Source organism: Bradyrhizobium sp. C-145 (assembly GCF_023375135.1).
Taxonomy (GTDB): Bacteria; Pseudomonadota; Alphaproteobacteria; order Rhizobiales; family Xanthobacteraceae; genus Bradyrhizobium; species Bradyrhizobium zhanjiangense.
Genome location: NZ_CP088150.1, coordinates 6238571 through 6264963, shown reverse-complemented (window position 1 = coordinate 6264963; position 26393 = coordinate 6238571). Strand labels below are relative to the sequence as shown.

Sequence of the window (26393 nt, the reverse complement as noted above, 5' to 3'; positions counted from 1 at the left end):
GTCGCGGGCAATGCACGATGGGATGCATCGGTCTGGCTGTAGCGCAAAGGTGCTAACGTGCTGATTTTTATGCCCCAGCGAGAAGGACCTGTGAGACGCCGACAATCTCTGATGACGGATCAACGCGGCGCCGTCGCGCTTGAGATGCCGTTCGTTTACCTTTTCCTGATCATGTTAATTCTTCTGCCTTTTGCTGATCTTGCGGTGGCTGGCTTCCGGTACATCTCAGCGCTGGCGGCACTGCGCGCATTCGGGCAATCCATCCAGTATTCCCCTCCACCCGACGTCACGAATGCGTCCAGTTGGGCGTCGGCAGCGCTCGCCAAGGCCGATAGCCGTTATCCGATCCCCAGCATTCAGCTCATTTGCGGCGAGAGCAACGCGGTCTGCTCTTCAGCCAACTCTGATCCTTCGCAGCCGAAGTACTATGTGTACTCAACAACGGTCACGCTGACGCCCATGGTGTTGACGTCGGTGTTGTGCACGAGCGGCAATACCAATCCCTGTTCTTTCACGTTTTCTTACTCAGAACGGTTTCAATAGGATGTGCCATGCGTAACATGCTCCGTTGCCGTCGAGGATCAGCCGCGTTCGCAACCGTGGTTGCGTTGGTACCGTTGATCGGAATGATGGCACTTGGTGGTGAGGCCGGGTCCTGGTACGTCACCAAGCAGCGCGCCCAGGGTGCGGCTGATGCGGCCGCCTATGCGGGCGCCTTGCGGTTGGCGTGCGACAACGCCCCACAACCTGGCGTGACCTGCAACAATACGCAAACAGTCGATTATCGCGGCAAGCAGGTTGCAGCCCAGAACTCGTTTTGCAATTCAGGCGACACCAGCTATCCCGGTGCCACGTGTGCCGTGAGCCTGCCGCAAGGCGTGTCGAAGTCGGTCCAGATCGCCTCGCTGACGTCGTGGAACGGGACCGCGGGAACTTTCGTCCAGGCCACCGTCAGCCAACAGCAGCCAGCATACCTGGCTCAGGTGCTTAACTTATCGACGGTGAATATCGTCGCGACGGCGGTCGCCCAAGTTGATAGTTTGGCGAAACCTCCATGTGTGTTGGCCTTGAAGGACGCTGTTACCTTTCAAGGTAGCCCTACCGTATCGTCGGCAACGTGCGGTATTTCGTCGGACAGTGCCGGTTCAAATGCGATCGGCTTCGTCGGCAATTCCGGCATCCAGGTGAACGCGCCGAGCTACACGGTCGGCGGCTGTTCCCAGACAGGCGGCACCCAGTGCACGGGCGTGTTAACCTACCAGCAGCCGATCCCCGATCCACTCAGTGGAGTGGGCGCGGCGATAGCCAATTTGAAGGCGTCGGATTTCCCGGGCGGGACGGCGGGGCAATGCGCATCATTGCAGTCGTATGAATCTGGTTTCTGCTACAACGCCGGCAACCAGACCTTAAATGGCACATTAAATGGCACCTACTACTTCATGAGCGGAAACATTAAAATTACTAGCTCTTCGACGACTCTAACATCTGGCATACTTGGGGCTACCTTGATAATTTTCGGAAGCGCAACGCTGACGATCAATGGGGGGCCATTGATTCAGCTTACGGCAGTGAAGAATCCTGCCGGGCCGCCGGCGCTTTCGTCGGTCAGCAGTAAGATGACAGATCTGCTCATCTATGATGGTGAGGCCTATTCGAAGCAAGGCGTTAACATCACTGGCAACTCAAGTAGCTATTTCAATGGCACGGTTTATGTACCAAATGCTCCCGTCACGTACGGAGGCAACAGCTCGTCGAGTGCCCCCACCACCGGTTGCTACCAGGTCATAGCCTATGCGGTGAATTTCCAGGGCGATACGACGCTCGACAACAGCAAATGTAAGTCGGATTCGGCAGCGACGCCGACTGTTCAAACTGTGCGTTTGGTGCAATGATGAGAACGCTCGACCAGCGCGGGGTGGCAGCTTTCGAGTTTTGCCTCGTCGGCGGAGCCTTGTTCATCCTGATCTTCGCCATCTTTGATTTCGGACGCTATGCGATCACGATGCAATCGTTGCGCATGCTTGCGGATGCCAGCGCTCGGGCGAACATGCTCAGCTGTTACTCGCCTGCAGTGTTGGCGTCCAATTCACCATCCAGTTGTACGGGTGACTATCTGACGGCCGCACAGAAGCAGGCCATTGCTCCGTTCCTGTACAATGGCGGTCTGTCGCCGACAGTGACGACGACCGCGGGGACCTCGGTGCTTACGGTGACCGCATCTCAGTCGGGCTTCACCATGCTATTTCCGGTGTGGGGCACATCGCTCAACGCCCCGAGCGTGTCGACCCAGATTCCGTTCTGAGGAGAGCCGAATCGTTCGGGCTGATCGGGGTCGGTTGTTCGGGGCCGGCAGCCCCAGAGCGGTCGTGGCCCGTTGCGTGGCTGGCGATTGGCCCTGACGGGCTACGAAGTGGTGCGCGCTGGCAACATCGGAGAGTTTTCTCAGGGGGGGCGCGGCTTGGCGAAGTTCTTTCCTTGCAATCAGGGCGCGTGGCGGAGGATGATCCTAGAGCCGCCATTTAGCGGCCTGGCGCGGGGGACGTGTCCGTCTGGAACCGGGGTGTACCCGGCTTGGGCGTGCCAGGGAATCGGAATTCGTTAGTAACTATTTGTAGTCGGACAGACTGTAAGCTCTAGGTCGTGGTGCGAAGGAGAGCGATCAGGAAGTCGTAGGCCGTGAAACTACGGATTTGGCCGTAGGTAACACGGCGAAGGGGATTCGGATGCGCGTTTGGGGTAGCGCGGGACGCGCGATTGTCGCCTTGGGAATGACAGCTCTTGGCGCTGCGGTTGCCTTGTTTGATTCCACCGACCGCGCAGGGGCCGCGGACCGCCGGGCTCCTTCGTCGGGCGGCGTCTTCGTCAGCGAGATGAACGACGTCCAGCGCGTCAGGGTGACGGTCAACAAGTCACGCACCTTCAGGGTCGATACGCCGTTCTCGACGATCGTCGCGGGGTCGCCTGATATCGCCGACGTGAAGTCGCTGAGCGACCACCTCGTCTACGTCCAGGGCAAGAAGACCGGCACCACCAACGTCATCCTATTCGACAGCTCGATGAAGCAGATCGGCATTCTGGATGTCGAGGTGACCGTCGACATCGGCAATCTGCAGCAGAACATCCAGTCCGGCACCGGCACGCGTGGCATTCGCGTTTCTGCATCCGAAGGCCAGGTGGTGCTGAGCGGCATGGCCGCCGACGCGGTCGCGGCGGAGCGGGCAATGACGATTGCCAAGGGCAGCGTTCCCGAGGGTGGAATCGTCGTCAATGCGATGAGCGTTGCGGCGCCGCAGCAAGTGATGCTTGAGGTGCGCTTCCTCGAGGTCGCCCGGCACGCGGGGCGAGACCTCGGCGTGAATCTTTATGCCGCGAACGCGAACGGGACCAACGTCGGCGTTTCGGGGCTGGGCGGCACCACAAACGTGGGCCGGATCCCGATAGGCGGTATCAATACCACCAACGGTGCCCTGGGTGCCGGGGGAGGGGCCGTTGGCTCCCCTCCCACCGGCAGCCTTCCTGTGCTTGGAACGCTGGGGACGCTCATTGGCTCCGCCGGCGGCGTAGCTCCGGCCCCGTTCGGAAGTCTGCTGACCAGCCTCGTCAGGACCAGCAACGGCGGCTCGGTGGACCTGCTGATTACTGCGTTGGAAACCAAAGGACTGGCGCGTCGGCTGGCGGAGCCGAACCTGACCACGCTGTCCGGCGATCCCGCGCGCTTCCTGGCCGGCGGGGAATTTCCGGTGCCGATTCCGACCCAGACGTCGAACGGCTTCCCGACCGTGACGATCGACTACAAGAAGTTCGGCGTCGAACTGGCCTTCGTGCCGACCGTGCTCTCGCGGGGGGTCATCAACCTCCGCGTCGAGCCTTCGGTCAGCGAGCTCGATTTCTCCAATGCGATCACGATCCAGGGCACGACCGTTCCAGCACTGACTCGTCGCGACGCGCGCACCACGGTCGAATTGCGCGACGGCCAGAGCTTCGCCATCGCCGGCCTGTTGCAGACCCGCAATCGACAGGACGTTTCGCAATTGCCGTGGATCGGCTCGGTGCCCGTGCTTGGAACCTTGTTCAGCAGCAAGTCGTACCAGCAGGAGGAAACCGATCTCGTCATTATCGTCACGCCCCGCCTGGTCGCGCCGGCGGCACCCGGTCAGCAACTGGCGTCGCCGCTCGACTCGCGCCTGCCGGCCAACGATGTCGACTTCTTTCTCAATGGCCAGATGGAAGTCCGCAAGCGTTATGACGATTATGTCAATTCGGGTGGCGACGTGAAGGGTCCTTATGGCCACATCATCGCTCCCGAGGTTAGGACGCCTGTCGTGGCCCCGGCCGCTGCTGCGAACCAACCGGTCGTGAAAACTCTCAACTAGAGGAAGCGAGAGATGACCATCAGGTATCTGGCTCTGTTCGCGCCCTTGCTGCTCGGGGGATGCTACGGCCTCGCCGGTCACGATGAGATGGACCGCTACGTCCAGCGTTCCGACACCATCACGATGAGTGCCGGCAATGCCAAGGAGGTCAACGCCGTCACCCACACGATTCACCCATGGCCGGCATACGTCGGCGATCGCAGGATCGCTTACGACGCTCGGCGTACGGGTGAGGCTGTAAAACGTTACGGCAACACGGTTCGGCCGGTGGATCAGCTTCCCGACATGGGCGATCCGACCAAAGCGATGGGCCAGCCGCCACCCGTCACCACCATTCAGAATGTCAACGCAACCGGATTGGGAGCAGGGACCGGAGGATCGGTGGCCGTCGGGGTAGGAGGAGTTAGGTAGTGAGCTGAAGGGGCCAGTCTCCTAACCAGTCGCGGTTAGGATGTCGATTTCTCGATAAACCCCATGCGGTGTGGGCCTGAGGCCGGCCAGGGACTTGGAAATGGAGATGTCACGTTGGCTTCTTGCGCTGACCTCAATGTTTCGGTCGTGCTGTTCGTTATTCGTAGGTAGTTTCGCGATGGTTCTTCGATTGATGCAGGCAAGTTGTTGGAGCTGGAGCGTGGGACGGGGACTACAGCGTCTCATGCCGGCGCTCACCTGCTGTTGGCTGGCGACGGGCCTCGCGGCCTGCGACTACACGACGCGGGAGGCCGCGATCGTAGCGCCCGTGGATCCGCCAGGTGGCGACCCCGTGCAGGAGCCGACCGACGTCAAATACTATCCCTCCGACGAGCCGGTGCGGATGGGGTTGGAGCAATACAACCGCGGCAACTACGGAATCTCGCAGCGTTATTTCAAGGATGCCGTCGAGAAAGCACCGAAGGACGTGACGGCCTGGATCGGGCTCGCGGCGAGCTATGACAAATTACGTCGCTTCGATCTTGCCGATCAGGCCTATGCGCACGCGATCCGGCTTGGCGGCGAGACCGTCCAGATCCTCAACGATCAGGGCTATTCCCTCATGCTACGCGGCAATCTGAATGGCGCGCGGCGGAAGTTCGAGAAGGCTTATTCGCTCGATCCGGGCAACCCTGTCATCGCCAACAACCTCGAGCTCCTCAACGGCAGCCGGAGGTTCATCGAGAGGCCGCCGAACAATCAGCCGTAGGGCGATGGCCGCGCGAGGTGGCAGCAACGTGCCCGCTCAGCGCTCAACGTCCTCGTCCGTGATCGCGGGAGAACCCGGAAGTTTGCCAAAGGCGACGAGGCCTTCTGCAGTGCCGATCGCGGATGGTATCTTGCCTTCGGGGGGCAACTCAATCCGGGATTCGGGACCACATCGTAGAGACGAGGTCGACGTACCCCAACAGCACGGTGAGGAGCAGCAGGAGATCTCTATTCCAACTCACTCTGGGACTGTCGACTGATCCAACTCATTCTTGGAATTCGATGCCGCAGATGTCGAATTGGCCAGATCACACTGTTGATAACATCCACTCGTTCAGCTGGCACAAGTCCCGTTGAAGGATACTCGTCTGCTTTCGGCACCCACGCCGTGCCAAATAGAATGTCCCAGAGCGGAAAAAAGGCGGCAAAGTTCTTGTCTCGATGCTCCATCTGGACCGAGTGATGGATCCGGTGCCATTGCGGGTTGTTTATCCATGTCACGAACCGACCGAGCGGGATGCGGACGTTCAAGTGAGCACAAGTGTCTGGGACGAAGAAGATAAATCCTGCGGCCAATGCCATATCCGCTGGGATCCGAAACAAGATCGCCAAAATTGGAAGAAAGGCGTCGGAAAGGACCCTCTCCAGCCAAAAATGGCGGCCAGCAGTGATGAACGTAAGGGCATTCGCGCTGTGATGAAACGAGTGCATAGCCCAAAGGAAGGGAATTGCGTGTTGAAGACGATGGATTGTGTACTTGTAAAGATCGAGAGCAACCACGACGAGTGCGAGAGAGGCGTACCACCAGTAACCGTCAGTCGGTAGTTGAATCCAGCCAAGCCCGGTGAAGCTCACAATCGTACCTGCGCATATCGCCGCGATCGGACCGAGCAGGTTTTCCAATCCGATGCTCACGATAACGGCGAGCCAATCATCGCGAAACTCGGGGCCCGGAACGTGCGCAATGGGCCACCATGTCTCCAAAAGACGAGTGCCGTAGATGACACTTAAATAAATCGCCGCAAGACGAACGGCGTCGAAAATCTCACTCGACATGACGAATGACTCGCCGATCAATAGGTCTCTGGTTGGTAAGCTAGCCCTTTGGCTTCGCCAGCGAAAATTTTAATGCCAATAAAACAGGGCCAAAAACTTAAAAACTCTGCTTTCGCCAATATTTCCTGAAACCTTGGTCGAGCGCAAGCAGCGATTTTTGCCGGGATTTTCCTTGCGTTAATTCCATCTGAGAGCGCACGCGCAACGCGCGGTCCGCGACCACCGTTCGCGACGACAGATTCTAGCTTGGCCGAAATACCTGAAGTGTTCGTGGTTCGTTCTTTGGCTGCCGCCGTGAGCCTCATTTCGGCGTCGCGCGTCGATCGCCGGGACTCGCTTTCCCCGGTGAGTGTCGGTGGAGCGTCGGACCATCCTTCAGCTCGACATCTCCTGTTAACGTTACGAGAGCAGCGAAAGCCCGCCCTCATCAGGTTACGGGCGCCGAAAATCTTCTTCAGGGCCGTCCAAGCGACCGCCCCCGAACTCCCTGGTCCGACACGACGGGACGAGCCGTTGTCTTGCCGTCTTTGCGGTCGGCTCGAGCCGGAACAATCCGGAGGGGGTGAAAGTGAAAAGACTGTAATCTCGGGTGAAGCGCTCGGAGCTTGAGGATGTGTAAAGATTTTTGGCTTAGAAGCCGAAAATTGCATCTTCGCGGATTCGTTGAATTGCCGGCTCAGGCATCTTCAGCATCGAGGGTTTACAAATGAACCGGGCCAAGGCGCTTCTGTTGCTCTTCTGCTTCTTACTGGGTTGCGCCGACCTCGTGACAACGAACGTGATCCTGGATCTCGGAATGGGCGAACTCAACCCGGTCATGAGGCTGGCTCAGACATGGCTCGGCATGTGGTGGCTTGTTCCCAAGCTCGGTTTAACACTTCTCGTGACGTGGCTGCTTTGGTGCAGCAAGAACGTCTACAACGTGGCCGTTGTGGTGGCCTTCTGCTCTACGCCCGTACTCAATAACCTGCTCCTCATCATCGCCGGCACGACCTGAACCGATTACTTCGCCCGTTTGCAGCGATTGGCGAATGAGGATGCAAGTGGTAGGCTTCTGCCATTTTCAAGGCGGCGGTTTGAATGGACGAGCTTTTTGGACTTAGTAGGTTTTTGCTGACGCTTTTGATCTTCGTTCCGATCGAACGACTATTTGCTGCGAGGCCTCAGAAAGTTTTCAGACGCGGCTTGCTAACCGATTTGGCCTTCCAGTTTCTCAACGGATGGCTGATCATTGTCGGCGTGATCGCCGTCGTCACGATGGCCATCGTGGTCAATCAATCGGTACTGCCGTCGGCAATGAAGCAGACGATCGACGGTCTTCCCTTTCTGGTCCAGGTCGTCCTGGTGATCCTGATCGGGGACCTCGGGGTCTACTGGACCCACCGCGTCCTGCACGCCGTGCCCACGATGTGGCATATCCACGCCGTTCATCACGCGGTCGAAGAACTGGATTGGCTTGCGGCCGTGCATCAGCACCCGCTGGACGTGATATTTATGAAGGCAGGCTCGCTGTTTCCGCTGTTCGCGCTCGGCTTCTCCTCAGAAGCAATCGGGACTTACATCCTCGTCTACTACTGGCAGGCCTATCTCGTTCATGCCAACGTGCGCTTGAACTACGGCCCTCTACGCTACGTCCTGGTGTCGCCGGAGTTTCATCATTGGCACCACAGCAGCGAGATGGAAGCCAGGGACAAGAACTTTGCCGGAATGTTCTCGTTCTACGACTTGCTGTTCGGAAGCGTCTATCTTCCGAAAGGGCAGAAGCCGAAGACGTTTGGCGTCGACCATCCGATGCCGTCAGGATATCTTGCACTTTTGGCGCACCCGTTCCTCGAATGGAGATCGAGGCAAAGATGCCGCAAATTGTCGAGTAAGACCGAAACCACAAGACCTTCGATCTGACACCAAGCCTGCGCGCTTCGTTTCGGAAGACCTCGACATGCGGCTGGTAGCCAACGTTATTTTTCAGAGCTTCATTTCATCGCTCGGATAGCTCTTCGGCCTGGCCTCAATCGTCGCTTAGTGCCGGCCAGCCGAACCTACCATCGCCAAGGGAGTCAGTTCGGCTCTGGCGAATCTTCTTTTCGCGTAGTTGATCAAGGGAGCTTCGACCACGCGCCAGCTTATTTCCGCGAGGAGGCATACGACGGGAAGCGCGACGAAGCCAGAAAGCGGCCGGCCGAGGTCGAAAAATATGTCGTAGACGACCATGTGGAACAGATATAGCGAATAGCAGCGGCGTCCCGGCCAGATGAGCGGGCGAAACAACTGGGGCCGCTCGATATTGGCGCCCAGCCAAACGATGAGACAACATGCGAACGCCGTTACCGAAAGAAAGGCGAACGCCTCAGCCGTTGCGGCATATGCGATATCGCAAAGCGGCGGAACAAAAGCCAGCATTGCCCATCCGATGACGGAACGGCAATAGCCGCGCGCGAAACAGGCGAGCAGAACGCCACCGAACAATTCATCCAAGCGTGCCGGAAGCAGGAATTGCCACGATTGATCCGGCAGATATGCGTGAAATAGCCAGCGCCAGCCCGGCGCAAGCAAAATCCCACCCCAGAGGATCCGGCCCAACCATTGCCGCGGTAGCCAGTAAATGAGGATCGGCAGGACCAGATAGAATTGCTCCTCGATGGCCAGCGTCCAGGTGACGAATGTCAGATCGGATTGAGAGAACCCGAACTGTAGCCAAGGCACTGCTTGCATGAAAATCAGATAGTAGCCCCAATGAGCAGGCGGCAGGAGCGCCAGCAGCAGCCAGTACAATGGCAGGATCCGGAACGCCCGTCGGCCGTAGAACGACGAGAAGTAGCCGGGCCGGTCGCGGCTATCGAGCAAAATGCCGCCAATCAGATACCCGCTGAGAACAAAGAACAGGTCGACGCCCAGCATGCCGTATTTGAAGCCGAAATAGTGGCGGGCGATGACGAGTGAAATGGCCAAGCCGCGGATCGCGTCAAGCGACTCGGAGCGCTTTTCCTGGGGAGTGAATTCCAATCCAAAATTACTCATGAAATGAGGCCGGGAGTCACGAAATGACGCAGGCTACCATCGCATTCAGCAACCGCCAAGCTCGCACGTCCTCGTCTCTGGTGGTTCTTCGTTGCGGACGCGGCGATCCAACTCAAAGCGCTTCGTCCAGTCGGCGGCGGCCCTCAAATCCGGTTGCCTCCGTCTGCCGTTTCAACGATTGGTTGATCAATGCAGCAACCGGCACAACAGCCAGACCGGCGAAGATGTCGATCAGATAGTGGCCACCTGATGTGAGCGCCGAAACGATCATCAGAACATTAACAGGTAAGAAGATTGGAAAAAGGAAGGTCCGCCTCGTGGCAATAATGAGTATCAGAGCAAGCGCGGCGTGAAAGGAGGGGAATGTGATCAGCCCGTTAGCCTTGGCGAGCACGATCTCCTTCATCTGTCCCGCCCGCAGCGCCGTGAAATCTGCCAGATGGTAGGCATCAACACGGGCCACGACACCGAAATGCACCCAGGCACTTTCGGCTGGAAACAGCCATGCAAAGACGATGATGATCAGGAGCGTCAAAACGAACAGCCACGTGAAGTCTCTCGCCTGTTCAAACCTACCGGTGACATTGAGGATCACGAGCAGAAGGAATATTTCGAATATGGAGCTATCGTAAGCTATACCGAGTGCTCGATCCAACGCTGGATGATCTTTCACCCAATCGAAGTACGCGAGCCAGTTGAAGCCAATTGCAGCGTCGGCGGTCTCCAACTGGCGGTCGATTAACGGGAATTTGGAAGTCACGGTCAGGTAGACGACAACCGTGCCGGCAGCAGTAAACGCGACCAACTGCATGGACGTCAGTGCGAATTGTGCAATGTGCCTGTTGGGTCGAAGTCTAGTGTAGATCAGATAAAGGGCAACGAGAGTTGTCAGTCCCACCACAAACGCTGGTCCGAGTGAAACTCCTATGCCAGACAGTCTGGCCCACACCGCGTCGATGGCGATCATGATGCCTATGATCAGCCAAAGCGCATTCGCCTCTGTAATCGCGGATTGCTTCCGGGCGGCTGAAACCGACGGCAATACCGTTTCGGAGCTGCTCATTAAAATAGGCCAAAGTTGTGAAATGGCGGCCAGTGTATCATTGCACTCCCGGGCTGGGCAACGGAGCAGCGACCCGTGGTTAACACGGAGCACCCCTGATGTGCGGCAATCGGCCAATGTTGATCTTGGTCGGGACCGCACTATGCTGCGGCATCGAAATCGATATTTTTGAGCTGATTGCAATGAAGGTCTGGATTTATACTGACAGAAGCAGGGTCGTCGGCGATCCGGGGCACCTGAAGGTGTTTGAGACCATCGAGGCAGCTCGGGCCTGGTTTGAGCATAACGAGCCGGAGGGCGTCGCGTTCGAATACGAGACCGTTGCAGCGCAGCGCTCGAACCGTCCGCTCAAACAATCTTCGGGAACGAACCCTAATGCGAGGCGGATCAAGGCGCTCCTTGTACTTTTCATCCTGTTCCTTGGCTGCGCCGACCTTGTCACCACGAATATCATCCTGAATCTCGGGCTCGGCGAGTTGAATCCGTTCATGCACGTCGCTCAGACATGGCTCGGTGCCTGGTGGCTTATCCCGAAGCTAGGTCTGACGTATATCATGATGTGGCTACTCTGGCGCAGTACCAACCCTTACAACGTCGCTATGGTAGCTGCGTTCTGCTGTGCGCCCGTGCTGAACAACCTCCTCATCATTGCCGGGACGGCCTGAAGCAACCACAGAGGCTGTAGAGGCGCCTAGACACCTCTCTCCGGTTTGGTTGCCGGGCCGTACCAACGCCAGAAGTAGGTGATAAACGTACTACGCTCGGTGAATAACAAAATATCAAATGGCGGATATGAACGCGAAGGGACAAGACGGAGAATTAGGACGCGGACTCATTAAGGCGCAGCCATAGCCTGATTGACGCGAGTTGAACGAAGGGAAGGTAGTTGGCGGCAAGCCTGTCGTAACGCGTCGCCACCCGCCGAATTTGTTTGATCCTGCTGAAGAAGCAAGCATCTAAGTCGTCATGGGAAATGTTCCTCGGAACGGTTGAGTAGCCGCGGCGCTGCCCTGCTTCCCTGTGATTTCCCTGTTCGCTGGGAAAGGATCCTTCCTCTGATTTAGTGCCTTGGTTTTGCTTTCGGATCCGAGCGGGGGATTGCCGGGGACTTCGGCCAAGCGTCAATTAGACCCGATCACAGCATCGACCTGACGGCTGCCATTTCTTGAAATGGCAATGATGCCGTTGCGGATCGTGAATCTCGCGCCAACCAGTTTCGGCACCTTCTCCGTGATCGGAGAAGGGAAGGGGATGGTTTCTCCCGCGACGGGATCGCCGACCCTGATCGACTCAGTGAAGGACCCCGTAACCGGGGCGGGCTTGATATAGTCGCGGATCAGCTGAATCTCTTCGCGCGACAGGTTGAGCGAAGCCTGGTCAGGCCGGGTCTCTGCCGCCGGCTTGGGTGTTTCACTGCTTAGCTTCTCACGAGTGTTATTGGCGCTTGCGGTCTGATCAAGCCTAGCAACGCGGAGCTTGAGCGCGATGATCTCGCGTTGCAGCATTGCGATCTCCACTTTGAGCGACTTGACCTGCGTGAAGACAATGGTCGCGCAAACGCAGCTCACGAGGACGACAACGCTCAGGAATCCGAGCAACCAGCGCTCGATATTTCCCATCGACCCTGTGCCCCCCTCGGGGAGTTGATCGTGCTGCAAATGCCTGTACCAAATTTGGCGTCCTCGCTTCATCCAATCTGTAAAGGCGGTCACAAGTTTGGCCTCACCTCGTCCAGAACCGAAATGCGAGGATGACACAGCAGAGGCCTCTTAGGCCGGATGGACCATGGGCGCTTTGTTGCTTTGCTCGGTGCGTGTCTCCGGCTTTCGGTTCTCGGCGCGGTGATGCTCCACGGGCCGATGAGCGGCAGTGTGGACGGATCACACCCCATGTGCTGATCAGCCTTGTCTATGTTTTTTCTCGAAGGATCCATCTATCAACTTTAGCGGGTGACGAGGCGCCTTTAAATAGGCGCCAAACGGTCATTTGCACGTTGCGTTTGCGTGCCGACGTCGCCGGATCTGCAAATCGTTCAGCATTTGCGTGGGCGCAAAGCGTGCCGAAAGGGGAAAGCGGGAGTTCATAGCGGGCACTGCGGCGCTGCTTAAGGTCCGCGCGCGCCCCAGGCTTGATGCTACGACTGCGAGCGTCTCGTGTCCCTCCCAAGGAGTGGCGGTCGACTTAGAGGGAAGCAACAAAGCCCAGGTGGCGAATAAGCCGCGATTAAACGATAGCCCCACCATCCAGATTTAATTGGATAGAAGGCAGCGAAAATGGCCTGACAGCGGTAACATTGAGGCAGACCGTGAAAAAAGGACCTTTCTTTGGTCTAGTGTCGGGAGTTGCCCGCTATGACGAATGCGCTCGTAATTCGTAAGCCCTTGCTTCCGAGCCAGCCCTATGCCTCCCGAGCGGCTCAATATGTTCGTATGTCGACCGATAAGCAGCGGTACTCCATTCAGAACCAGGCGGCGGTGATCGGTGCCTACGCTCACGCCCATAGCCTGCAAATCGTTCGGACTTACGCAGATGAGGGGAAGAGCGGCCTTCATATCAAGAACAGAGCCGGCCTTCAGCAACTCATCGCGGACATCAGCAATGGCGAGGCGGACTATAGCCACGTCCTAGTCTACGACGTGAGCCGCTGGGGAAGATTCCAAGACACTGACGAAAGCGCGCACTATGAATTCCTCTGCAAACAGTCCGGCATCAAAGTAGCCTATTGCGCCGAGCAGTTCGACAACGACGGAACGATGTTGTCCAGCATTGTGAAGAACCTCAAGAGAGTCATGGCTGCCGAATATAGCCGGGAGCTATCTGCAAAGGTGCACGCCGGTCAATCGCGCACCGCTGGGCTCGGTTTCCGGCCGGGAGGCCCGATCACCTATGCTCTGCAGCGTGAATTGGTGGACGCGAATTTGCAGGTGAAGGGGCTTCTTAAAAAGGGTGAACACAAATGTCTGAAGACCGATCGTGTCAGGGTCAGGATTGGTCCACCGGATCAGGTTGCCGTCATTAGATGGATTTTTGAACAGTGCTTGCAGTCGAAGCCAGCTACAAGGATCGCCAACGAGCTTAATCAGAAGGGGATTCCGACACCCCATGGTCGCCCCTGGAGTCCAGCCATTATCCGGGCGATATTGCACAACGAGACTTACATCGGCAACATCGTCTACAATCGTCAGTCACAAAAGTTGGGAGGACCACGAGTCGACAATCCATCTGATATTTGGATCCGTGGGGAGCGGTGCGTGGAACCGATCATCGAGCCTGAGGTGTTCCGACGAGTGCAGCGGCTAACCGAGCACCAGCGCATCGACCTTCCCGATGGGGAAATGCTGTCTCGACTGCGCCGGGCGCTCCACAAGATAGGACGGCTAAGCTCCGAGATCATCGATAAACAGATCGAACTGCCCTGCGTGCATACGTACATCAAGCGATTCGGCAGCCTCCGGAATACATACCGCCTGATCGGATACACTTCGGGGCGGGACTACACTTTCATCGATGCCAAGCAACGTTGGGCTGAAGTTACGGCCGGCCTCATATCAGAAGTGGCAGCTTGGTTTAAAAACTCAGGCAGGCACGTCCTCATCGAAAGTTCGAGCGACGCGCTGTGCATTGATCAAAACATCCGCGTCCTGTTCCGGGTTGCTCGAGCGTACCCGAGAGGAAGCTATTCGACGCAGTGGCGGATTCCTCGGATAAATGACACGCTGTGTGACTGGATCATCGCCATCCGGCTGGCGGATGATAGTAACACGGTCATCGATTATGTCGTTATTCCAGCAAAAACTATAAAGAAAACCCCCACAACGCAGACATGGCTCAGCGAAAAGTCTCGCGTCCGACTCGGTTACGATCAAACCGAAACTGCCGACGCTCTGGCTCGTTATCTTAGTCTGCGGGCTACGCCTTAGCTGGCCGCTTTGCACCATTTGCGTCAAACGCCGCCGCCACAACGAAGCCATCGCTACGGCGGTTCTTCCGTTTTTGTTTTCCCGCCCGCTCTGTTGGGCAAGATGCGCGGCGCGCAAGAGGAAGACGCCAATGAGTGCGCCGGCGACGGAAGGCGCATAAGGAATGCGACGCCGGCCTGTCTCGGTTTGCTGGCTCCTCACCCCAACCAGCTTTTGCTAGAACGGTGTGGGCGGTCGAGAACAGGCGAGCAACACAGCGAGCGACAGGGCGCCCGACAGACCGCTCCACAGGAAAGCCACGCTCAGGATCTTGACGTCTCCCCCGCCCATCCAACCGCGGGCATAAACTGCGAGCAGCATCGCGAACATCAGAGCCGCGAAGGCGAGGTCCCACTTGATGTCGGACCAACGTCGAAACAGAACCGCGTCGAGAACGAATATGGCCGCGAGCGCCAGTACAAGGTCATTCCGGATATTATATTCGCGCAAGTCGGTCCGGGGCGGGACGCTCCAAAATCGGTGTTAGCGCTTCTGGCATTGCGAACGTCATCTTCTGCTGGAAAATCATCTGAAATGCCGCTGTATTTTTTTGATTTCCACGATGCTGGTGGAGTTACTGTCGAGAATGTGGGAGTTGAACTTCCCGGCCTGGATGCTGCGCGCGGCGAAGCCCAGCAAACGATTGGAGAGGCCGGGCGGGCCTTAATGGCGAAGGGTGCTGACGGGCGAAGTATGGTACAGGTCAGGGACGAAGGCGGCCCCCTCATGACCGTGACGGCAACCTTCGTTACTACCTTCAACTGAGCGGCCTTGCCCGCAGTGGTTCACGCTGCCTACGCAGGCAGCCCTGGGCTTGACCTATCGCAAGTTGGCTCCCTCATTCCTCGCTCATGGGCACCGTACCGCTTCGCCTGGAGCGAGACGATGATCGCGTGCGTCTGATCAGCCGGGGTGGGCACAACTGGACCGGCCGCTATCCTTGGATCGTGGAGGCCGCGCGAAAGATCCGCCAAAAGCGCATTGTACTCGATGGCGAAGCCGTTGTGCTCGGTGTTGATGGTGTAGCTGATTTCAATGCACTCCACTCTCGCAAGCATGACCACGAAGTTCAGCGGAAACTGCCGTTGCATCTTCGCAAGACTGCGCTTTAACGGCTGCTGGCGCGCAGGCCGGAGGGGTTTTTCGTCAACCCGTTTGAACGCGGCGAGATTGGTCCGGAGCTTTTTTTGCGCTGCCTGTCGAATGGATCTAGAGGGCTTGGTCTCCAAGCATCGCGACCGCCCTTACCAGGGCGGCAGGTCTAGGCCCTGGATAAAGGTCAAGAACCGCGCGCATCCCGGCATGGAGCGGGTTCTCTAAAAGGACCGGGCAGCGCAGTCGAACTATTGGAGCAACATCAACAGCAATCCAAATCACGCGGCTGCAAAGTGAAGCGCCATCGCTTGGACATCGTTACTTTTCCTTTGAAGGCGCCGCCCCTGGGCTGGCGCTGACTGAGCGCTTAGTTCGTGATAAAGGGTCTTAGAGTTGTCATTCCAATCATTTCATGCCGCACCTTCCGAACCCTAATCCCGTTCGACCCGGTCCCCGTCCTGAACAGCGACTGCGCAAATTGCAGCGCCGGTTCCGTGCGGTATCGGCGCGCCATGATCGTGCTGTCAAGCTGCGCCGGGTCACGAACGCAGCGATGGCGATCTTAGCCGTTACACTGTTGCGGTCTTCGGGGTTTTGGCTTCGAGGCCTTGGCCGGTCACGACAATGCTCAAACATATCGCGTCCGCGCCCAACTGTGAGTTTGCTCGCTTGTTTGGCTTGGCACCCGCGAGACTGGGAGAGCCGGGGTACTGGAGACATCATGATCGCGACAGGGACGGAGTTGCATGCGAGCCACGGCCGCGGCGGTAGTTTAAGGTTCGCGTTTGTCGGCTAACTCTTTAGCCGCCAAGCTAAGCTCCAGCTCCCTAAGCTGCTCGATCAGCAGTTCTACGATCTCTTCATAGTCGGATGGCGTCAGTGCATGCACACCACGCAATCGCATTTGGTCTTGCAGAATGTTCGCCATCATGGCTTTGACGCTCATGAACCCTCGTCCGAAAATTAGATCGTCATGAAAACAATCTGAAGTAGATGCCGAACATGGTGGATGCGCAATGTCCGTAGAAGTACTGGGCCGTATTTGCAAGCACATAACCCATAATTCTTGAATGGCCGGACGACTGCGGGAAATTTGGCGAGGCTTCGGGTTGTAAGTCGGCCGCCTCGAAGGTTCGCAACACGCCGCTCCTGATGGCTACTTCTTCAACAGTATCCTCATCGACCGCGCCATCCGCCGGCCCGCTTCCACGTGACGCCGCGCGGCTTTGCCGGGCCCAACCTCCTGGCCATGATCCTGTTCACGCGCTCAAGCTTCGACCACTTGGTCGTTTCCGCGGATTTGTAACGCTGGAGCAGCGTCTCGGAAAATTTTCGCGGGATGTTGTTCGATCTTGCTGTCTCTTGCTTGCAAGGCAGGAGGCTTCTCCGCGCATGAGGTCCAGCTATCTTCCTGCGACATGGACAATCAGGGAGTATTCCCGCGGTCCTCAAAAAAATAATGGCTTAATTTCATTCCCATAAAATTGAAAATCTTGTGGCGCGTAGCATGGGAACGAGCGGTAATGCCCCGCGCTTTCTTCGGTCTCGACCCCAAATCCCATCCACGAAAGCGAGCGTCGAAGCCGAACCAGCTCCGGGCATTGGCGCGGCCCGTGTTGTCTGAATGGTGGGCCGCACTCTGAAATTCAGTACGTCTTCAGCACCGTGAGCTCGCCTCCGTCGGCCCGGTTCTTTGCAGCGAGCAAGATCTCTCTTATCTGCTTGATAACCGGCGGTTCGAGCGCCTCGATTTTTGCTGCGATCTGCGGATCAAGAATGCCTTTGCGACCATAACGCCCACGAACGTCGCTGGCGTGTCCCAGAATGCGATCGCGTGTGCGTTGTGCAATCGCTTCGTTGTCGAGCCAGTCGGCCATCAGATGCCGCGTGGAGTAGAGGGTAAGGTCCGCGCGATCGAGTTTCAGCTTAGTCTTCACGTATTGCCACGCCTTGCTGAGCGGCTGCGACCAGCGGATAGTACCGTCTTTGCGGGTATAGGCGTCCCATTCGGGGAAGAGCCGTTCCTCTTCCTTGTCCATCAGGTCCTGCATTCGGTCCAGCCGCCCTAACTCGATGAGAAGCGGATGGATTGGAATCACACGGCCGGCGGCGTTCGTCTTGAGATTGCGCAGATCCTTGACTGCGACGCGGCCGTTACGGGCGTCGAACGGGCGCAAGTCGAAATAGTAGAACTCGCCGTCAGTGCGAATGTCGGCACATTTGAGCTGGCCGACCTCGCCCGGCCTCATGCCGGTGAGGATGCAGATCAAGAAGCCCCAGTAGATATGCGACTGCACGAAATATCCGCCCGGCTGCCAGACGTGCACGCGATTTTTGCAGCCCGTGAAGAGCGGCAAGTTCAAGAGCGTCAGCAACTCGTCGTCGTCGAAGGCATCGCGCGGCAGCGGCGCCAGGTTTTCGGGATCGATACACACGAACTTGGGACGCGGTCCGCGGTAGTGCTTTTCGGCGATGGCGAAGTCGACGTACTTATAGAGCCCGGCCCAATACCGGCTCTTGATGGTCGTCGTGGTCACGCGCTCGAGCTTCGACCACTTGGTCGCTTCCGCGTATTTGTAACGCCGGAACAGCGTCTCGGAGAATTTTCGCGGGATGTTGTCGCGATTGGGAATGTCGGGCAGCGCCTCGTCGAGCAGCTTCCACTTCGCTTCGGTCAACTCGTCCATCCGGGGATCACCGAGAAAATCGACCGCGAACTGGACGACCGGCGCTGCTTCCCCACGGCCCTTTGCGGTGTGCTTGCGCTTGCGGTCCAACGGTTTGAGAAACTCTGCCAGCACGTCCGACATCCGGCAGGAATTATTTTCGGCGGCCTCGTCGGTGCGGGCCGGTACCGCGGGCTCGTTGGCGGGCGAGATCGAGCCCACCTGCGGTGCCGGAAGCAACGGAAGCCTTTGGGCGACAGCATCCTGGACGAGGCGATCGATCATCGCGATGGGATCGAACGGTTGCCATCGCCGGGGTGGTGGGCGCGGTCCAGCCTTCCTTGACCGCCTCGGTCGCCTCGTGCCGGCCGCTTTCATAGGCGCGCCGAACGTTCAGGCGGGCGATCTGGCTTTCGGCCGCCTTGTTTTGGTTGACGAAATCGACCCAGGTGCTCGGCATGCGGGGAAAACGCTGCGGGTAGGCATAGCCGCGCTCCTGCGCGCGGGTCAGGTAGCGCCTGACTTCGTGCTCGAAGGCGCAGCGCTCGGCCAAAAGCCGCTCGTTCGCCGGCGGGCCGCGATCGACATAGGCGTGCAGCCGCGCGTCGAGCACGGTCCCCAACGCCTCCAGGTCCGGAGCCTCGATCAGCTCCTGTACCCATCCGAGATTGTCCACCAGCCGGCGCCTCGCCTCATCAAAATTCCCGGTCCTGAGGCTGACACGGAGAAGGGGCAGCCCAAAGAGCTGAGCGGCCTGTTTCCCCAGCCGAATCTGCAGGAAATAGCGACCGTCGCCGCGCCGGGCGAGGTAGGAGGGACGCGCCACGCGTAGGCCTTTCCGGGCGGCGGGCCGAGTGAGACATCCGGGCGGGATGTAACACCGTCTAATCCGCTACCACATTCCGGCCAACGTACTGGAAAATATCAGGATTTCGGTTCGGATTTGGACCTGGTAGCGCGTCGCCGATCGCTATCAGCAATGCTATGGGCCGATCGGCAACTACGCAGTCGAGCGGAGCGCAGGCTCGATTGGAACATTGCCGAAACGGCAGGCCGTGCTGGCCGCGCTAAGCAAGGTCCGATTTCAGGGCGTCGCCTATCCCAGGCCGGTCGTCTGGGACGAGAAGGGCGATAACCTCTCTGCTGTCACCGCGCTCAATGTGGTCGACGGCGGCGAGTTTCGGGAGGTGGCGGAGTTTCCTCGTTCAGGCTGCTGACGACCTTTGCGCCAGCCACAATGATCGGATCTCCTCGGGCAGCGAGTGTTGCACCTTCTCTATCTGATTTGGATCGACATGGTGACTTAGCACGCGGAACACTGCACGCGCCGCTTCGACGGTATCGACCGGTTTCGCCGACTTCATCTGTGCCGATACGAGCGCAATAAATTCATCCACCGACCTCCAGGTTTGTGGCGTGTCGCTCGGACGCCATTGTTCGAAATAGCTGCCGCGCACCAAGAGCGGTAGTTGCGCCCCAAGGTGAACGGCGAGGTTGAGCGGAACGCGATCACGCACGGTCCGTAGTACCGCCCCCAAGGCGTGCCACGCCAATTGTCTGTCGCGCGGCAGTGTCGTCATGATCTCATCCAGCCAGACGTTCGTCAGGTGGATCGTTCTGTCGAATACATCGAGACCTGTGGCGCTCATGGGATCACTCCATCGCTGGTTTGCGAAGGCAATGGAGCGTCCGCGGATACGTCCCAAAAAGGCTCAGCCAAAGTCGAAGATGTGAAGCCTGCGGTTCTTCCCAAGGTTCTGACGGGCCGTGCCAACCCGTCGTCAAGCCGCCCGTGGCGCAATGGACGATCCTTGCGACCCGCTGCCCGTCAAACCAATCTTGACACGCACCACCTAATCTCGATCCTGCAATTCGGGCAGGTCGGTGGCTCCAAAATGGGTCAGCGAGCTCCTGAGGCGATGCACGACGCCAGCGTGTGTCCACGCGTCAAGCGCGTTTCTCTTCCTTCGGGAATAGTTCGAACGTTCGGCGGCCCAGAAATGTGTCCGGGATGGGTGGACGCAGCACCTCGGCGGCTTCCCTGGCCATTTCGTGCATGCGAGCGAGCTGTTCGGCATCCCCGCGCTTCGAATGGTCGAGGCGATAAATCCGTGTGGCATGCTTCATGATTTGGCTCCGCCTTTCGGGATCTTCTCCGCCAACACCACTACTCCAGATGGTTCGCAAGGGAACAGACATTCAGCGATTCACATTTGGTTGTGCTGTGCCTCGAACGCATCTCGCGAGCTATCCTTCCGGTGTCGGGGCTAGATGGAGGCTGCAAGGAATATTTTCTGTATTGTGCGGACGAGCCTGCTGAAGTGGCGTGCCGGACTCATCCGGTTCGGTCCAAAACTCGTCGAGTCATCGCTCGATCGTTCCGGTTCGCCGAATCTTCTTCTGAAGGAGAACGAGTCCGTAGAGCAGGGCTTCAGCCGTCGGAGGGCAGCCGGGCACATAGATGTCAACGGGCACGATACGGTCGCAGCCGCGCACGACCGAGTACGAATAGTGATAGTAGCCGCCCCCGTTGGCGCACGATCCCATCGAGATGACGTAGCGCGGCTCCGGCATCTGGTCATAGACTTTGCGCAGGGCTGGCGCCATTTTGTTACAGAGCGTGCCCGAGACGATCATGACGTCAGACTGCCTTGGCGATGCGCGCGGAGCGGCACCAAATCGTTCAATATCGTACCGCGGCATCGATACCTGCATCTGCTCGATCGCACAGCACGCAAGCCCAAATGTCATCCACATCAGAGAACCCGATCGCGCCCATGTGATGAGGTCGTCGAGCGGAGCCACGAAGTAGCCACGGTCACCGAGATGGTCCTGGACATTGTCGAAGGGAACGTTTTCGAGATAGTTCATGGCGATATCGCCTCGCAAGCCCTGCCCGTTGCTGCAAGCACTGCTCCGTCTCGGTGTTCCTAATTCTCCTCCGTCCTAATCGACTTCAAGCTCAAATGTTTTTGGCAGTTCGGCCGGAGAGGAACAGTCTGGCGGGATAGGCAGTTGACCGCCAAATCTGGAACTCGGGTCATCCTAAACCCAAGCCATATGGCAGCGCAGCCGCTCTTGCCGGGCAGCTCAAGTTCAGGGAAGACCAGAACATCCTGCACGAGAGCCTGGGAGGAGGAGAAGGCGACCGACGCCATGCTGACGACGCTTGCGAAGAGCGAAGTCAACTCCGACGCTCTTGCAGCCTGACTGGAACGCGAACGACTTCCCAAGGAGGCTTGATCGCCGCTTGTGGGTTTGCCGTGCCGGTCCAGTTCTCTGCCAATAGTTCTCTGCCAATGACCAATGTCGGGAATACGGGGCTTGGTGGTGCAACTAGCGCGACGGGCCGACGCCCAATCGGTGGTAATTAATACGGTCCAAAACCCCGTAATACTGGCGGTACGCCTGTTGGCGCCTCTCCTACGGGAAGTCTTCCGATACTCGGAACTTTAGGAACGCTCGCCGGGACCGCAGGCGGCGTCGCTCCGGCTCCGTTCGGAAGCTTGTTGACTCGCATTGTCAGGACCAGCGGCGGCGGCTCGGTGGACCTGCTGATCTCTGCATTGGAAAGCAAAGTATTGGCACGCCGGCTGGGGAGCCAAACTTGACCACGCTTTCCGGCGATGCCGCGCGCTTCTTGGCCGGCGGTGAGTTTCCAGTGCCGACCGACCCAGACGACGAACGGCTTTCCCACCATCACGATCGAATACAAGAAGTTTGGTGTTGAGCTCGCCTTCGTCCCCACCGTGCTCTCGCGCGGCGTGATCAATCTTCGGGTCGAGCCGTCGGTCAGTGAACTTGATTTCGCCAATGCGGTGACGATCCAGGGGACGACCATTCCTGCGCTGACCCGCCGCGACGCGCGAACCACGGTTGAGTTGCGCGACGGCCAGAGCTTTGCAATCGCCGGCCTGCTCCAGACCCGCAATCGCCAGGACGTTTCGCAATTGCCATGGATCGGCTGGGTGCCAGTGATTGGGAGCCTGTTCAGCAGCAAGTCGTATCAGCAGGAGGAAACCGATCTCGTCATCATCGTAACGCCGCGCCTGGTCGTACCGGCCGCACCCGGCCAGCAATTGGCGTCTCCGCTCGATTCCCGCCTTCCAGCCAATGATGTCGATTTCTTCCTCAATGGCCAGATGGAAGTCCGCCAGCGTTATAATGATTATGTCAATTCCGGAGGTGAGGTGAAAGGACCGTACGGCCACATCATCGCTCCCTGAAGTCAGGGCGCCCGTTGTAGCTCCGGCCGCTGCTGTCGAGCAGCCGGTCGTGAAAACACTTAACTAGAGGAAGCGAGAGATGACCATCAGGTATCTGGCTCTGCTCGCGCCTTTGCTGCTCGGAGGATGTTACGGGCTCGCTGGTCATGACGAGGTGGACCGCTATTTACAGCGTTCCGACACCATCACGATGAGCGCCGGCAATGCCAAGCAGGTCAACGCCGTCACCCACACCATCCATCCGTGGCCGCGATACGTCGGCGATCGCCGGATCGCGTACGACGCTCGGCGCGTGGGGGCAGCCGTTTCGCGTTACGGCAACACGCAACAGCCGGTAGTTCAGCTTCCCGACATGGGCGATCCGACGAAACTCATGGGCCAGCGACCTCCGGTCACGCAGAATGTCAACGTAACTGGATTGGGCGCGGGAGCATCATCGGGAATATCGGTGCCGGTCGGCGGGCCAGCAGCGGGGGCTAGGTAGCGGTTTTTTTGGTAAGTGAGTCTAGCGACGCGTATTTTGCGCTCGGTGGAGTGAGACCGTTAGGCCGGGCTGGGGACAGGGTTATGCGACGTGCCATTGTAATGCTGACCTGTTGTTGGTTGGCGCCAGGCCTTGCAGGCTGTGACCACACAACGAGGGAGGCCGCGATCGTGGCTCCCGTAGATCCGCCGGGCGGAGACCCCGTGCAGGAACCGACCGACGTCAAGTATTATCCATCGGACGAACCCATCAGGCTGGGGCTGGAGCATTTCAACCGCGGCAATTACGGGATCGCACAACGCTACTTCAAGGACGGCGTGGAGAAATCGCCCAATGATGTGACCGCTTGGATCGGGTTGGCTGCGAGCTATGATCGGATACGTCGTTTCGACCTTGCCGATCAGGCCTATGCCCAAGCGATTCGGCTAGGAGGCGAAACCGTTCAGATCCTGAATGACCAGGGATATTCGTACATGCTGCGCGGCAATCTGAGTGCGGCGCGACGGAAGTTCGAGAAGGCCTGTTCGCTCGATCCAGGTAATCCGGTCATCGCCAATAACCTCGAACTTCTCAACGGCAGCCGGCGGTTCATTGAAAGGCCGCCGAACAACCAGCCATAACTATCCGCCCTGCGATCACGGCCAGTTCTCGTCAATTTGGCCCAATCACAGCATCAGCGTGACGGCTGCCGCTGCGGATGATGACAATGATGCCATTGCGAATGGTGAATCGCGCCCCAAGCAGTTTCCGGCGACGGTTTCTCCCGCAACGGGATCGCCGACCTTGGTCATCTCAGGCGCGGTGCCCGCAACTGGCGCAGGTTTAATATAGTCTCGGATAAGCTGAATCTCTTCACGTGACAGGATGAGCGGAGCCTGGTCAGGATGGGTCTCCGACGGCTGTCAAGCGACGTCCGGATTTGACCCCGCAGCGACATGAGGAAGTGACCCCCTTGTTGTTTGCAGGACTGTAGCAAGCCGCTCGCGAAGCGCGCCCGTCATAGCGCTGTAGCGAGCGAGCGGCTTGCTACACGACTTCTTCTCCGATTTGGCTTCTGGTGCAGCGGGCTTCTGCAGCAGTCCGCTGCGGCGCTTCTCCTTCAAGCGATAGCTGTCGCCGCGGATCGTGATGACGTGACTGTGGTGCAGCAGACGATCAAGGATCGCGGTGGCAACCACGGGGTCGCTGAAGACCGAGCCCCACTCGCCGACACTGCGGTTGCTGGTCAGCAGGATCGCGCCTCTCTCATAGCGACGGCTAACGAGCTGGAAGAACAGATGCGCGGCATTGGGTTCAAAGGGCAGATACCCGAGCTCGTCGATGATCAAGAGCTTTGGCTTGGCAAATTGCGCGAGTCGCTCCTCGAGCCGCCCTTCGCCGTGACCTTTAGCAAGCTGCGCAACGACAGTCGTGGCTGCGACGAACTGAACGGAATGCCCAGCCAGGATCGCTTCGCGACCAAGAGCGACCGCAAGATGCGTCTTGCCAACGCCAGGTGGCCCAAGCAGCAGCACGTTCTCGCCATTGGCAATCCAGCGGGCGCTCGCAAGCTCGCGTATCTGCTTGGGATCCAGCGAGGGCTGGGCCGAGAAGTCGAAGCCCGACAGATCGCGAACGAACGGGAAGCGAGCAAGTTTGAACGTCATCTCGACGCGCCGCTCATCCTTGCGGGCGATCTCGCGCTCGCACAGCAGCACCAGGGTCTCGCGTAGGCTCAGCTCTTGCCGGCCGGCCTCATCCAACAGCCCATCCAGCTGGTCGCGGACAGCCGTCAGCTTCAGGCGCGTCAGCATATCGCTAAGGCGGTCGGGGACAATGGCTCGCATCAGAAGCCCCCTCCCACAATCGCTTCGTACTCGCCGAGCGGCCGCAGCAGCGTCGGCGACGGCGGCGCGACAGGCGATAACGCGAGATCGCCAGCACGACTCGGTTTAAAGCCAGTCAGGCCCTCAAAGTGTTTAGGGTCGACGACGCGACGGCGACGGCCGACACAGATCGGATGAGCGGCCACCTCATGGATCCCGTGGTGGATGCACACCACGCCATCGGCGATCGTCGCTCTCACCGTCTCGCCGATCAGCCGCCATGGCACAGAGTAGGCATTGCCATCGATCTCGACCGCGCAGTCGGCCTGCACGCGACGGATCAGTTCACGTGCGGCCTGGAAGGGCGGCCTCCCGGCGATGGGCTTCAGCGCAGGCGCCTCAGCGCGCCTGAAGCGCTCAATCGGTACTTCGCCCGTCGTGCCATGCTGGCGTAGGTCGGCGATCTCCCGCGTCCAAGCCTCAAGGTGCGCCTCAAAGGCCTCCCAGCTCGGGAAGGTGCGGCCGGCGACCGCATTCCGCTTGACGTAGCCGACGCCATTCTCGGTCTTGCCCTTGGTGCGGGCTCGATATGGCGCGCAGGCCCGTGGCCGGAAGCCCCAGTGCTTGGCAAACGCGGTCAGCTTGTCATTAAACACGACGGTGCGCGTCGCGGCATCGTGTTCCACGACCAGCGCACGCGCATTGTCGAACAGCACCTCCTCGGGCACGCCGCCAAACTTCACGAAGGAGCTTTCCAAGCCATCGAACCAGCTCTCTTGCCGTTCGTTGCGGAATGCCCTGACATGGTGCCGGCGCGAGTAGCCCAACGTGGCGACGAACAGGTAGGCGCGAACCTTGCTACCGCCGATCTCGACCAGCCGCTCGCCAAAATCGATCTGCAGCTGTTTGCCGGGCGGTGTCTCGAACCGCACCGTCGCACGCGCCTCGGCCGCAAGCTCCTGGCGATAGCGCTGGACGGCCCGCTCGACCGTGCGCAGGCTGACGATGATGCCTTTCTCGGCTGCCAGCTCCTGGCGGATCACGTCGGCATTGCCGTGGTGCTGCCGTAGGCGCTCCTTGAGCCAGATCTCCTGGCCATCGAGTGCCTTTTTGCGGTGCGGCTGCCGATACGGCGTCCAGCCGCCGGCCGCCACGTAGTCCTTCACCGTGTTGCGGCTAATCCCGAGCTCCCGGGCAATCCGTTTACTACCCCACCCCAGCTCGTTGAGCCGGAGTATCGCCGAAACCTCGTCCGGCTCCAGCATGGCCTCCCTCCGCGGATCTTTGAACCGCAGAGGACCTGAACTGAGTCGCTGAATAAAACCCCCGTTCTGACCGTGTCGCGAGGGGGGCAATTCCTCGTGTCGTCAGGGGGGCAATTTTCCACGTCGCCCGACAACGGCGGCTTGGGTGTTTCACTGCTTGCCTTTTCACGTATCTCATTGGAGCTTGCGATCTGATCGAGCCTG

27 protein-coding genes and 3 pseudogenes are annotated in these 26393 nt (G+C 58.8%); 16 read left to right on the top strand and 14 right to left on the bottom strand.

The window, feature by feature from the left end; all coding sequences use genetic code 11:
- Positions 1 to 111 precede the first annotated feature (111 nt).
- The 6 genes from LRP30_RS29605 to LRP30_RS29580 all read left to right on the top strand — a co-directional run bounded on the left by LRP30_RS29605 (position 112) and on the right by LRP30_RS29580 (position 5553).
- Positions 112 to 543 (top strand): hypothetical protein, encoded by a 432-nt coding sequence (locus tag LRP30_RS29605; protein WP_249757036.1) that lies wholly within the window; start codon positions 112 to 114, stop codon positions 541 to 543.
- Between the two features lie 8 nt (positions 544 to 551).
- Positions 552 to 1892 (top strand): pilus assembly protein TadG-related protein, encoded by a 1341-nt coding sequence (locus LRP30_RS29600; RefSeq protein WP_249757035.1) that lies wholly within the window; start codon positions 552 to 554, stop codon positions 1890 to 1892.
- A gap of 59 nt (positions 1893 to 1951) precedes the next feature.
- Positions 1952 to 2302 (top strand): pilus assembly protein, encoded by a 351-nt coding sequence (locus LRP30_RS29595; RefSeq protein WP_249757034.1) that lies wholly within the window; start codon positions 1952 to 1954, stop codon positions 2300 to 2302.
- A 421-nt stretch (positions 2303 to 2723) separates the two neighbouring features.
- Positions 2724 to 4373, top strand: a complete 1650-nt coding sequence (locus LRP30_RS29590; RefSeq protein WP_249757033.1) for a type II and III secretion system protein family protein — start codon at positions 2724 to 2726, stop codon at positions 4371 to 4373.
- A 12-nt stretch (positions 4374 to 4385) separates the two neighbouring features.
- Positions 4386 to 4784 (top strand): hypothetical protein, encoded by a 399-nt coding sequence (locus tag LRP30_RS29585; RefSeq protein ID WP_249757032.1) that lies wholly within the window; start codon positions 4386 to 4388, stop codon positions 4782 to 4784.
- 220 nt (positions 4785 to 5004) lie between these two features.
- Positions 5005 to 5553: a tetratricopeptide repeat protein gene (locus tag LRP30_RS29580; RefSeq protein ID WP_249757031.1), complete on the top strand. Its 549-nt coding sequence runs from the start codon at positions 5005 to 5007 to the stop codon at positions 5551 to 5553.
- 227 nt (positions 5554 to 5780) lie between these two features.
- On the opposite strand, the gene LRP30_RS29575 is transcribed toward LRP30_RS29580, so the two are convergent.
- Entirely contained in the window at positions 5781 to 6608 is an 828-nt protein-coding gene (locus tag LRP30_RS29575) for a sterol desaturase family protein (protein WP_249757030.1), read from the bottom strand.
- 17 nt (positions 6609 to 6625) lie between these two features.
- Positions 6626 to 6913 (bottom strand): hypothetical protein, encoded by a 288-nt coding sequence (locus LRP30_RS29570; protein WP_249757029.1) that lies wholly within the window; start codon positions 6911 to 6913, stop codon positions 6626 to 6628.
- Between the two features lie 401 nt (positions 6914 to 7314).
- Here LRP30_RS29570 and LRP30_RS29565 point away from each other — a divergent pair, with 401 nt between their 5' ends.
- Together LRP30_RS29565 and LRP30_RS29560 are read left to right on the top strand one after the other, a co-directional pair.
- Positions 7315 to 7605 carry a DUF5658 family protein gene (locus tag LRP30_RS29565; RefSeq protein WP_249757028.1) on the top strand — a complete coding sequence of 97 codons (291 nt, stop codon included), beginning with the start codon at positions 7315 to 7317 and terminating at the stop codon, positions 7603 to 7605.
- 188 nt (positions 7606 to 7793) lie between these two features.
- Entirely contained in the window at positions 7794 to 8510 is a 717-nt protein-coding gene (locus tag LRP30_RS29560; RefSeq protein WP_249757027.1) for a sterol desaturase family protein, read from the top strand.
- Between the two features lie 117 nt (positions 8511 to 8627).
- Here LRP30_RS29560 and LRP30_RS29555 read toward each other — a convergent pair whose 3' ends face one another.
- Both LRP30_RS29555 and LRP30_RS29550 read right to left on the bottom strand, forming a co-directional pair.
- On the bottom strand, positions 8628 to 9611 hold the full coding sequence (locus LRP30_RS29555; protein WP_249757026.1) for an acyltransferase: 984 nt from the start codon (positions 9609 to 9611) through the stop codon (positions 8628 to 8630).
- Between the two features lie 127 nt (positions 9612 to 9738).
- Positions 9739 to 10689, bottom strand: coding sequence for a phosphatase PAP2 family protein (locus LRP30_RS29550; RefSeq protein WP_249757025.1), 951 nt, complete (start codon positions 10687 to 10689; stop codon positions 9739 to 9741).
- Between the two features lie 116 nt (positions 10690 to 10805).
- On the opposite strand from LRP30_RS29550, the gene LRP30_RS29545 reads away from it, so the two are divergent.
- Positions 10806 to 11354: a DUF5658 family protein gene (locus LRP30_RS29545; protein ID WP_249757024.1), complete on the top strand. Its 549-nt coding sequence runs from the start codon at positions 10806 to 10808 to the stop codon at positions 11352 to 11354.
- 154 nt (positions 11355 to 11508) lie between these two features.
- On the opposite strand, the pseudogene LRP30_RS29540 reads toward LRP30_RS29545, so the two are convergent.
- Positions 11509 to 11637, bottom strand: a pseudogene (locus tag LRP30_RS29540) (IS5/IS1182 family transposase); the annotation flags it as partial.
- Between the two features lie 173 nt (positions 11638 to 11810).
- Entirely contained in the window at positions 11811 to 12308 is a 498-nt protein-coding gene (locus LRP30_RS29535; protein WP_249757023.1) for a hypothetical protein, read from the bottom strand.
- Positions 12309 to 13040: 732 nt separating this feature from the next.
- On the opposite strand from LRP30_RS29535, the gene LRP30_RS29530 reads away from it, so the two are divergent.
- The 3 genes from LRP30_RS29530 (at position 13041) to LRP30_RS29520 (ending at position 15760) form a co-directional block, all read left to right on the top strand.
- Positions 13041 to 14609: a recombinase family protein gene (locus tag LRP30_RS29530; protein ID WP_249757022.1), complete on the top strand. Its 1569-nt coding sequence runs from the start codon at positions 13041 to 13043 to the stop codon at positions 14607 to 14609.
- Positions 14610 to 14618: 9 nt separating this feature from the next.
- On the top strand, positions 14619 to 15413 hold the full coding sequence (locus tag LRP30_RS29525) for a hypothetical protein (protein WP_249757021.1): 795 nt from the start codon (positions 14619 to 14621) through the stop codon (positions 15411 to 15413).
- An 86-nt stretch (positions 15414 to 15499) separates the two neighbouring features.
- On the top strand, positions 15500 to 15760 hold the full coding sequence (locus tag LRP30_RS29520) for a hypothetical protein (protein WP_249757020.1): 261 nt from the start codon (positions 15500 to 15502) through the stop codon (positions 15758 to 15760).
- Positions 15761 to 16515: 755 nt separating this feature from the next.
- Here the strand turns inward: LRP30_RS29520 and LRP30_RS29510 are convergent.
- The 3 genes from LRP30_RS29510 to LRP30_RS29500 all read right to left on the bottom strand — a co-directional run bounded on the left by LRP30_RS29510 (position 16516) and on the right by LRP30_RS29500 (position 19235).
- A complete protein-coding gene (locus LRP30_RS29510) occupies positions 16516 to 16689 on the bottom strand; it encodes a hypothetical protein (RefSeq protein ID WP_249757018.1) in 174 nt (57 codons plus the stop codon).
- A gap of 700 nt (positions 16690 to 17389) precedes the next feature.
- On the bottom strand, positions 17390 to 18631 hold the full coding sequence (locus tag LRP30_RS29505; protein WP_249757017.1) for a tyrosine-type recombinase/integrase: 1242 nt from the start codon (positions 18629 to 18631) through the stop codon (positions 17390 to 17392).
- Positions 18564 to 19235, bottom strand: a complete 672-nt coding sequence (locus LRP30_RS29500; RefSeq protein WP_249757016.1) for a hypothetical protein — start codon at positions 19233 to 19235, stop codon at positions 18564 to 18566. The genes LRP30_RS29505 and LRP30_RS29500 overlap by 68 nt, the downstream gene beginning before the upstream one ends.
- A gap of 211 nt (positions 19236 to 19446) precedes the next feature.
- Between LRP30_RS29500 and LRP30_RS29495 the strand changes: the two genes are divergently transcribed.
- Positions 19447 to 19626 (top strand): hypothetical protein, encoded by a 180-nt coding sequence (locus tag LRP30_RS29495; RefSeq protein WP_249757015.1) that lies wholly within the window; start codon positions 19447 to 19449, stop codon positions 19624 to 19626.
- Here the strand turns inward: LRP30_RS29495 and LRP30_RS29490 are convergent.
- From LRP30_RS29490 to LRP30_RS29480, 3 genes and pseudogenes are all read right to left on the bottom strand, one after another.
- Positions 19615 to 20058 (bottom strand): DUF2267 domain-containing protein, encoded by a 444-nt coding sequence (locus tag LRP30_RS29490; RefSeq protein WP_249757014.1) that lies wholly within the window; start codon positions 20056 to 20058, stop codon positions 19615 to 19617. The two genes, LRP30_RS29495 and LRP30_RS29490, sit on opposite strands and share 12 nt — an antisense overlap.
- Positions 20059 to 20356: 298 nt before the next feature.
- A complete protein-coding gene (locus tag LRP30_RS29485; RefSeq protein ID WP_249757013.1) occupies positions 20357 to 20536 on the bottom strand; it encodes a hypothetical protein in 180 nt (59 codons plus the stop codon).
- 237 nt (positions 20537 to 20773) lie between these two features.
- A pseudogene (locus LRP30_RS29480) lies at positions 20774 to 21229 on the bottom strand (NADH-quinone oxidoreductase subunit B family protein); the annotation flags it as partial.
- Positions 21230 to 21684: 455 nt separating this feature from the next.
- On the opposite strand from LRP30_RS29480, the pseudogene LRP30_RS29475 reads away from it, so the two are divergent.
- From LRP30_RS29475 to LRP30_RS29465, 3 genes and pseudogenes are all read left to right on the top strand, one after another.
- A pseudogene (locus LRP30_RS29475) lies at positions 21685 to 22702 on the top strand (type II and III secretion system protein family protein); the annotation flags it as partial.
- A gap of 12 nt (positions 22703 to 22714) precedes the next feature.
- Positions 22715 to 23119 carry a hypothetical protein gene (locus LRP30_RS29470; protein WP_249757012.1) on the top strand — a complete coding sequence of 135 codons (405 nt, stop codon included), beginning with the start codon at positions 22715 to 22717 and terminating at the stop codon, positions 23117 to 23119.
- Between the two features lie 203 nt (positions 23120 to 23322).
- On the top strand, positions 23323 to 23739 hold the full coding sequence (locus LRP30_RS29465) for a tetratricopeptide repeat protein (protein ID WP_249757011.1): 417 nt from the start codon (positions 23323 to 23325) through the stop codon (positions 23737 to 23739).
- A gap of 282 nt (positions 23740 to 24021) precedes the next feature.
- Here the strand turns inward: LRP30_RS29465 and istB are convergent, their stop codons facing one another.
- Together istB and istA are read right to left on the bottom strand one after the other, a co-directional pair.
- Complete coding sequence (gene istB / locus LRP30_RS29460; protein WP_276017360.1) at positions 24022 to 24945, bottom strand: IS21-like element helper ATPase IstB; 924 nt, start codon at positions 24943 to 24945, stop codon at positions 24022 to 24024.
- A complete protein-coding gene (gene istA / locus LRP30_RS29455) occupies positions 24945 to 26189 on the bottom strand; it encodes an IS21 family transposase (protein WP_249757010.1) in 1245 nt (414 codons plus the stop codon). The genes istB and istA overlap by 1 nt, the downstream gene beginning before the upstream one ends.
- Positions 26190 to 26393: the final 204 nt, after the last annotated feature.

Bases quoted from the DNA above. Each gene is read 5' to 3' on its own strand.
- LRP30_RS29485 (WP_249757013.1), bottom strand. From the start codon at position 20,536: ATGAAGCATGCCACACGGATTTATCGCCTCGACCATTCGAAGCGCGGG.
- LRP30_RS29535 (WP_249757023.1), bottom strand. From the start codon at position 12,308: ATGGGAAATATCGAGCGCTGGTTGCTCGGATTCCTGAGCGTTGTCGTC.
- LRP30_RS29530 (WP_249757022.1), top strand. From the start codon at position 13,041: ATGACGAATGCGCTCGTAATTCGTAAGCCCTTGCTTCCGAGCCAGCCC.
- LRP30_RS29605 (WP_249757036.1), top strand. From the start codon at position 112: ATGACGGATCAACGCGGCGCCGTCGCGCTTGAGATGCCGTTCGTTTAC.
- LRP30_RS29520 (WP_249757020.1), top strand. From the start codon at position 15,500: ATGGGCACCGTACCGCTTCGCCTGGAGCGAGACGATGATCGCGTGCGT.
- LRP30_RS29545 (WP_249757024.1), top strand. From the start codon at position 10,806: ATGTTGATCTTGGTCGGGACCGCACTATGCTGCGGCATCGAAATCGAT.
- LRP30_RS29510 (WP_249757018.1), bottom strand. From the start codon at position 16,689: ATGAGCGTCAAAGCCATGATGGCGAACATTCTGCAAGACCAAATGCGA.
- LRP30_RS29490 (WP_249757014.1), bottom strand. From the start codon at position 20,058: ATGAGCGCCACAGGTCTCGATGTATTCGACAGAACGATCCACCTGACG.
- LRP30_RS29600 (WP_249757035.1), top strand. From the start codon at position 552: ATGCGTAACATGCTCCGTTGCCGTCGAGGATCAGCCGCGTTCGCAACC.
- LRP30_RS29470 (WP_249757012.1), top strand. From the start codon at position 22,715: ATGACCATCAGGTATCTGGCTCTGCTCGCGCCTTTGCTGCTCGGAGGA.
- LRP30_RS29565 (WP_249757028.1), top strand. From the start codon at position 7,315: ATGAACCGGGCCAAGGCGCTTCTGTTGCTCTTCTGCTTCTTACTGGGT.
- LRP30_RS29590 (WP_249757033.1), top strand. From the start codon at position 2,724: ATGCGCGTTTGGGGTAGCGCGGGACGCGCGATTGTCGCCTTGGGAATG.
- LRP30_RS29585 (WP_249757032.1), top strand. From the start codon at position 4,386: ATGACCATCAGGTATCTGGCTCTGTTCGCGCCCTTGCTGCTCGGGGGA.
- LRP30_RS29550 (WP_249757025.1), bottom strand. From the start codon at position 10,689: ATGAGCAGCTCCGAAACGGTATTGCCGTCGGTTTCAGCCGCCCGGAAG.
- istA (WP_249757010.1), bottom strand. From the start codon at position 26,189: ATGCTGGAGCCGGACGAGGTTTCGGCGATACTCCGGCTCAACGAGCTG.
- LRP30_RS29575 (WP_249757030.1), bottom strand. From the start codon at position 6,608: ATGTCGAGTGAGATTTTCGACGCCGTTCGTCTTGCGGCGATTTATTTA.
- istB (WP_276017360.1), bottom strand. From the start codon at position 24,945: ATGCGAGCCATTGTCCCCGACCGCCTTAGCGATATGCTGACGCGCCTG.
- LRP30_RS29570 (WP_249757029.1), bottom strand. From the start codon at position 6,913: ATGAGGCTCACGGCGGCAGCCAAAGAACGAACCACGAACACTTCAGGT.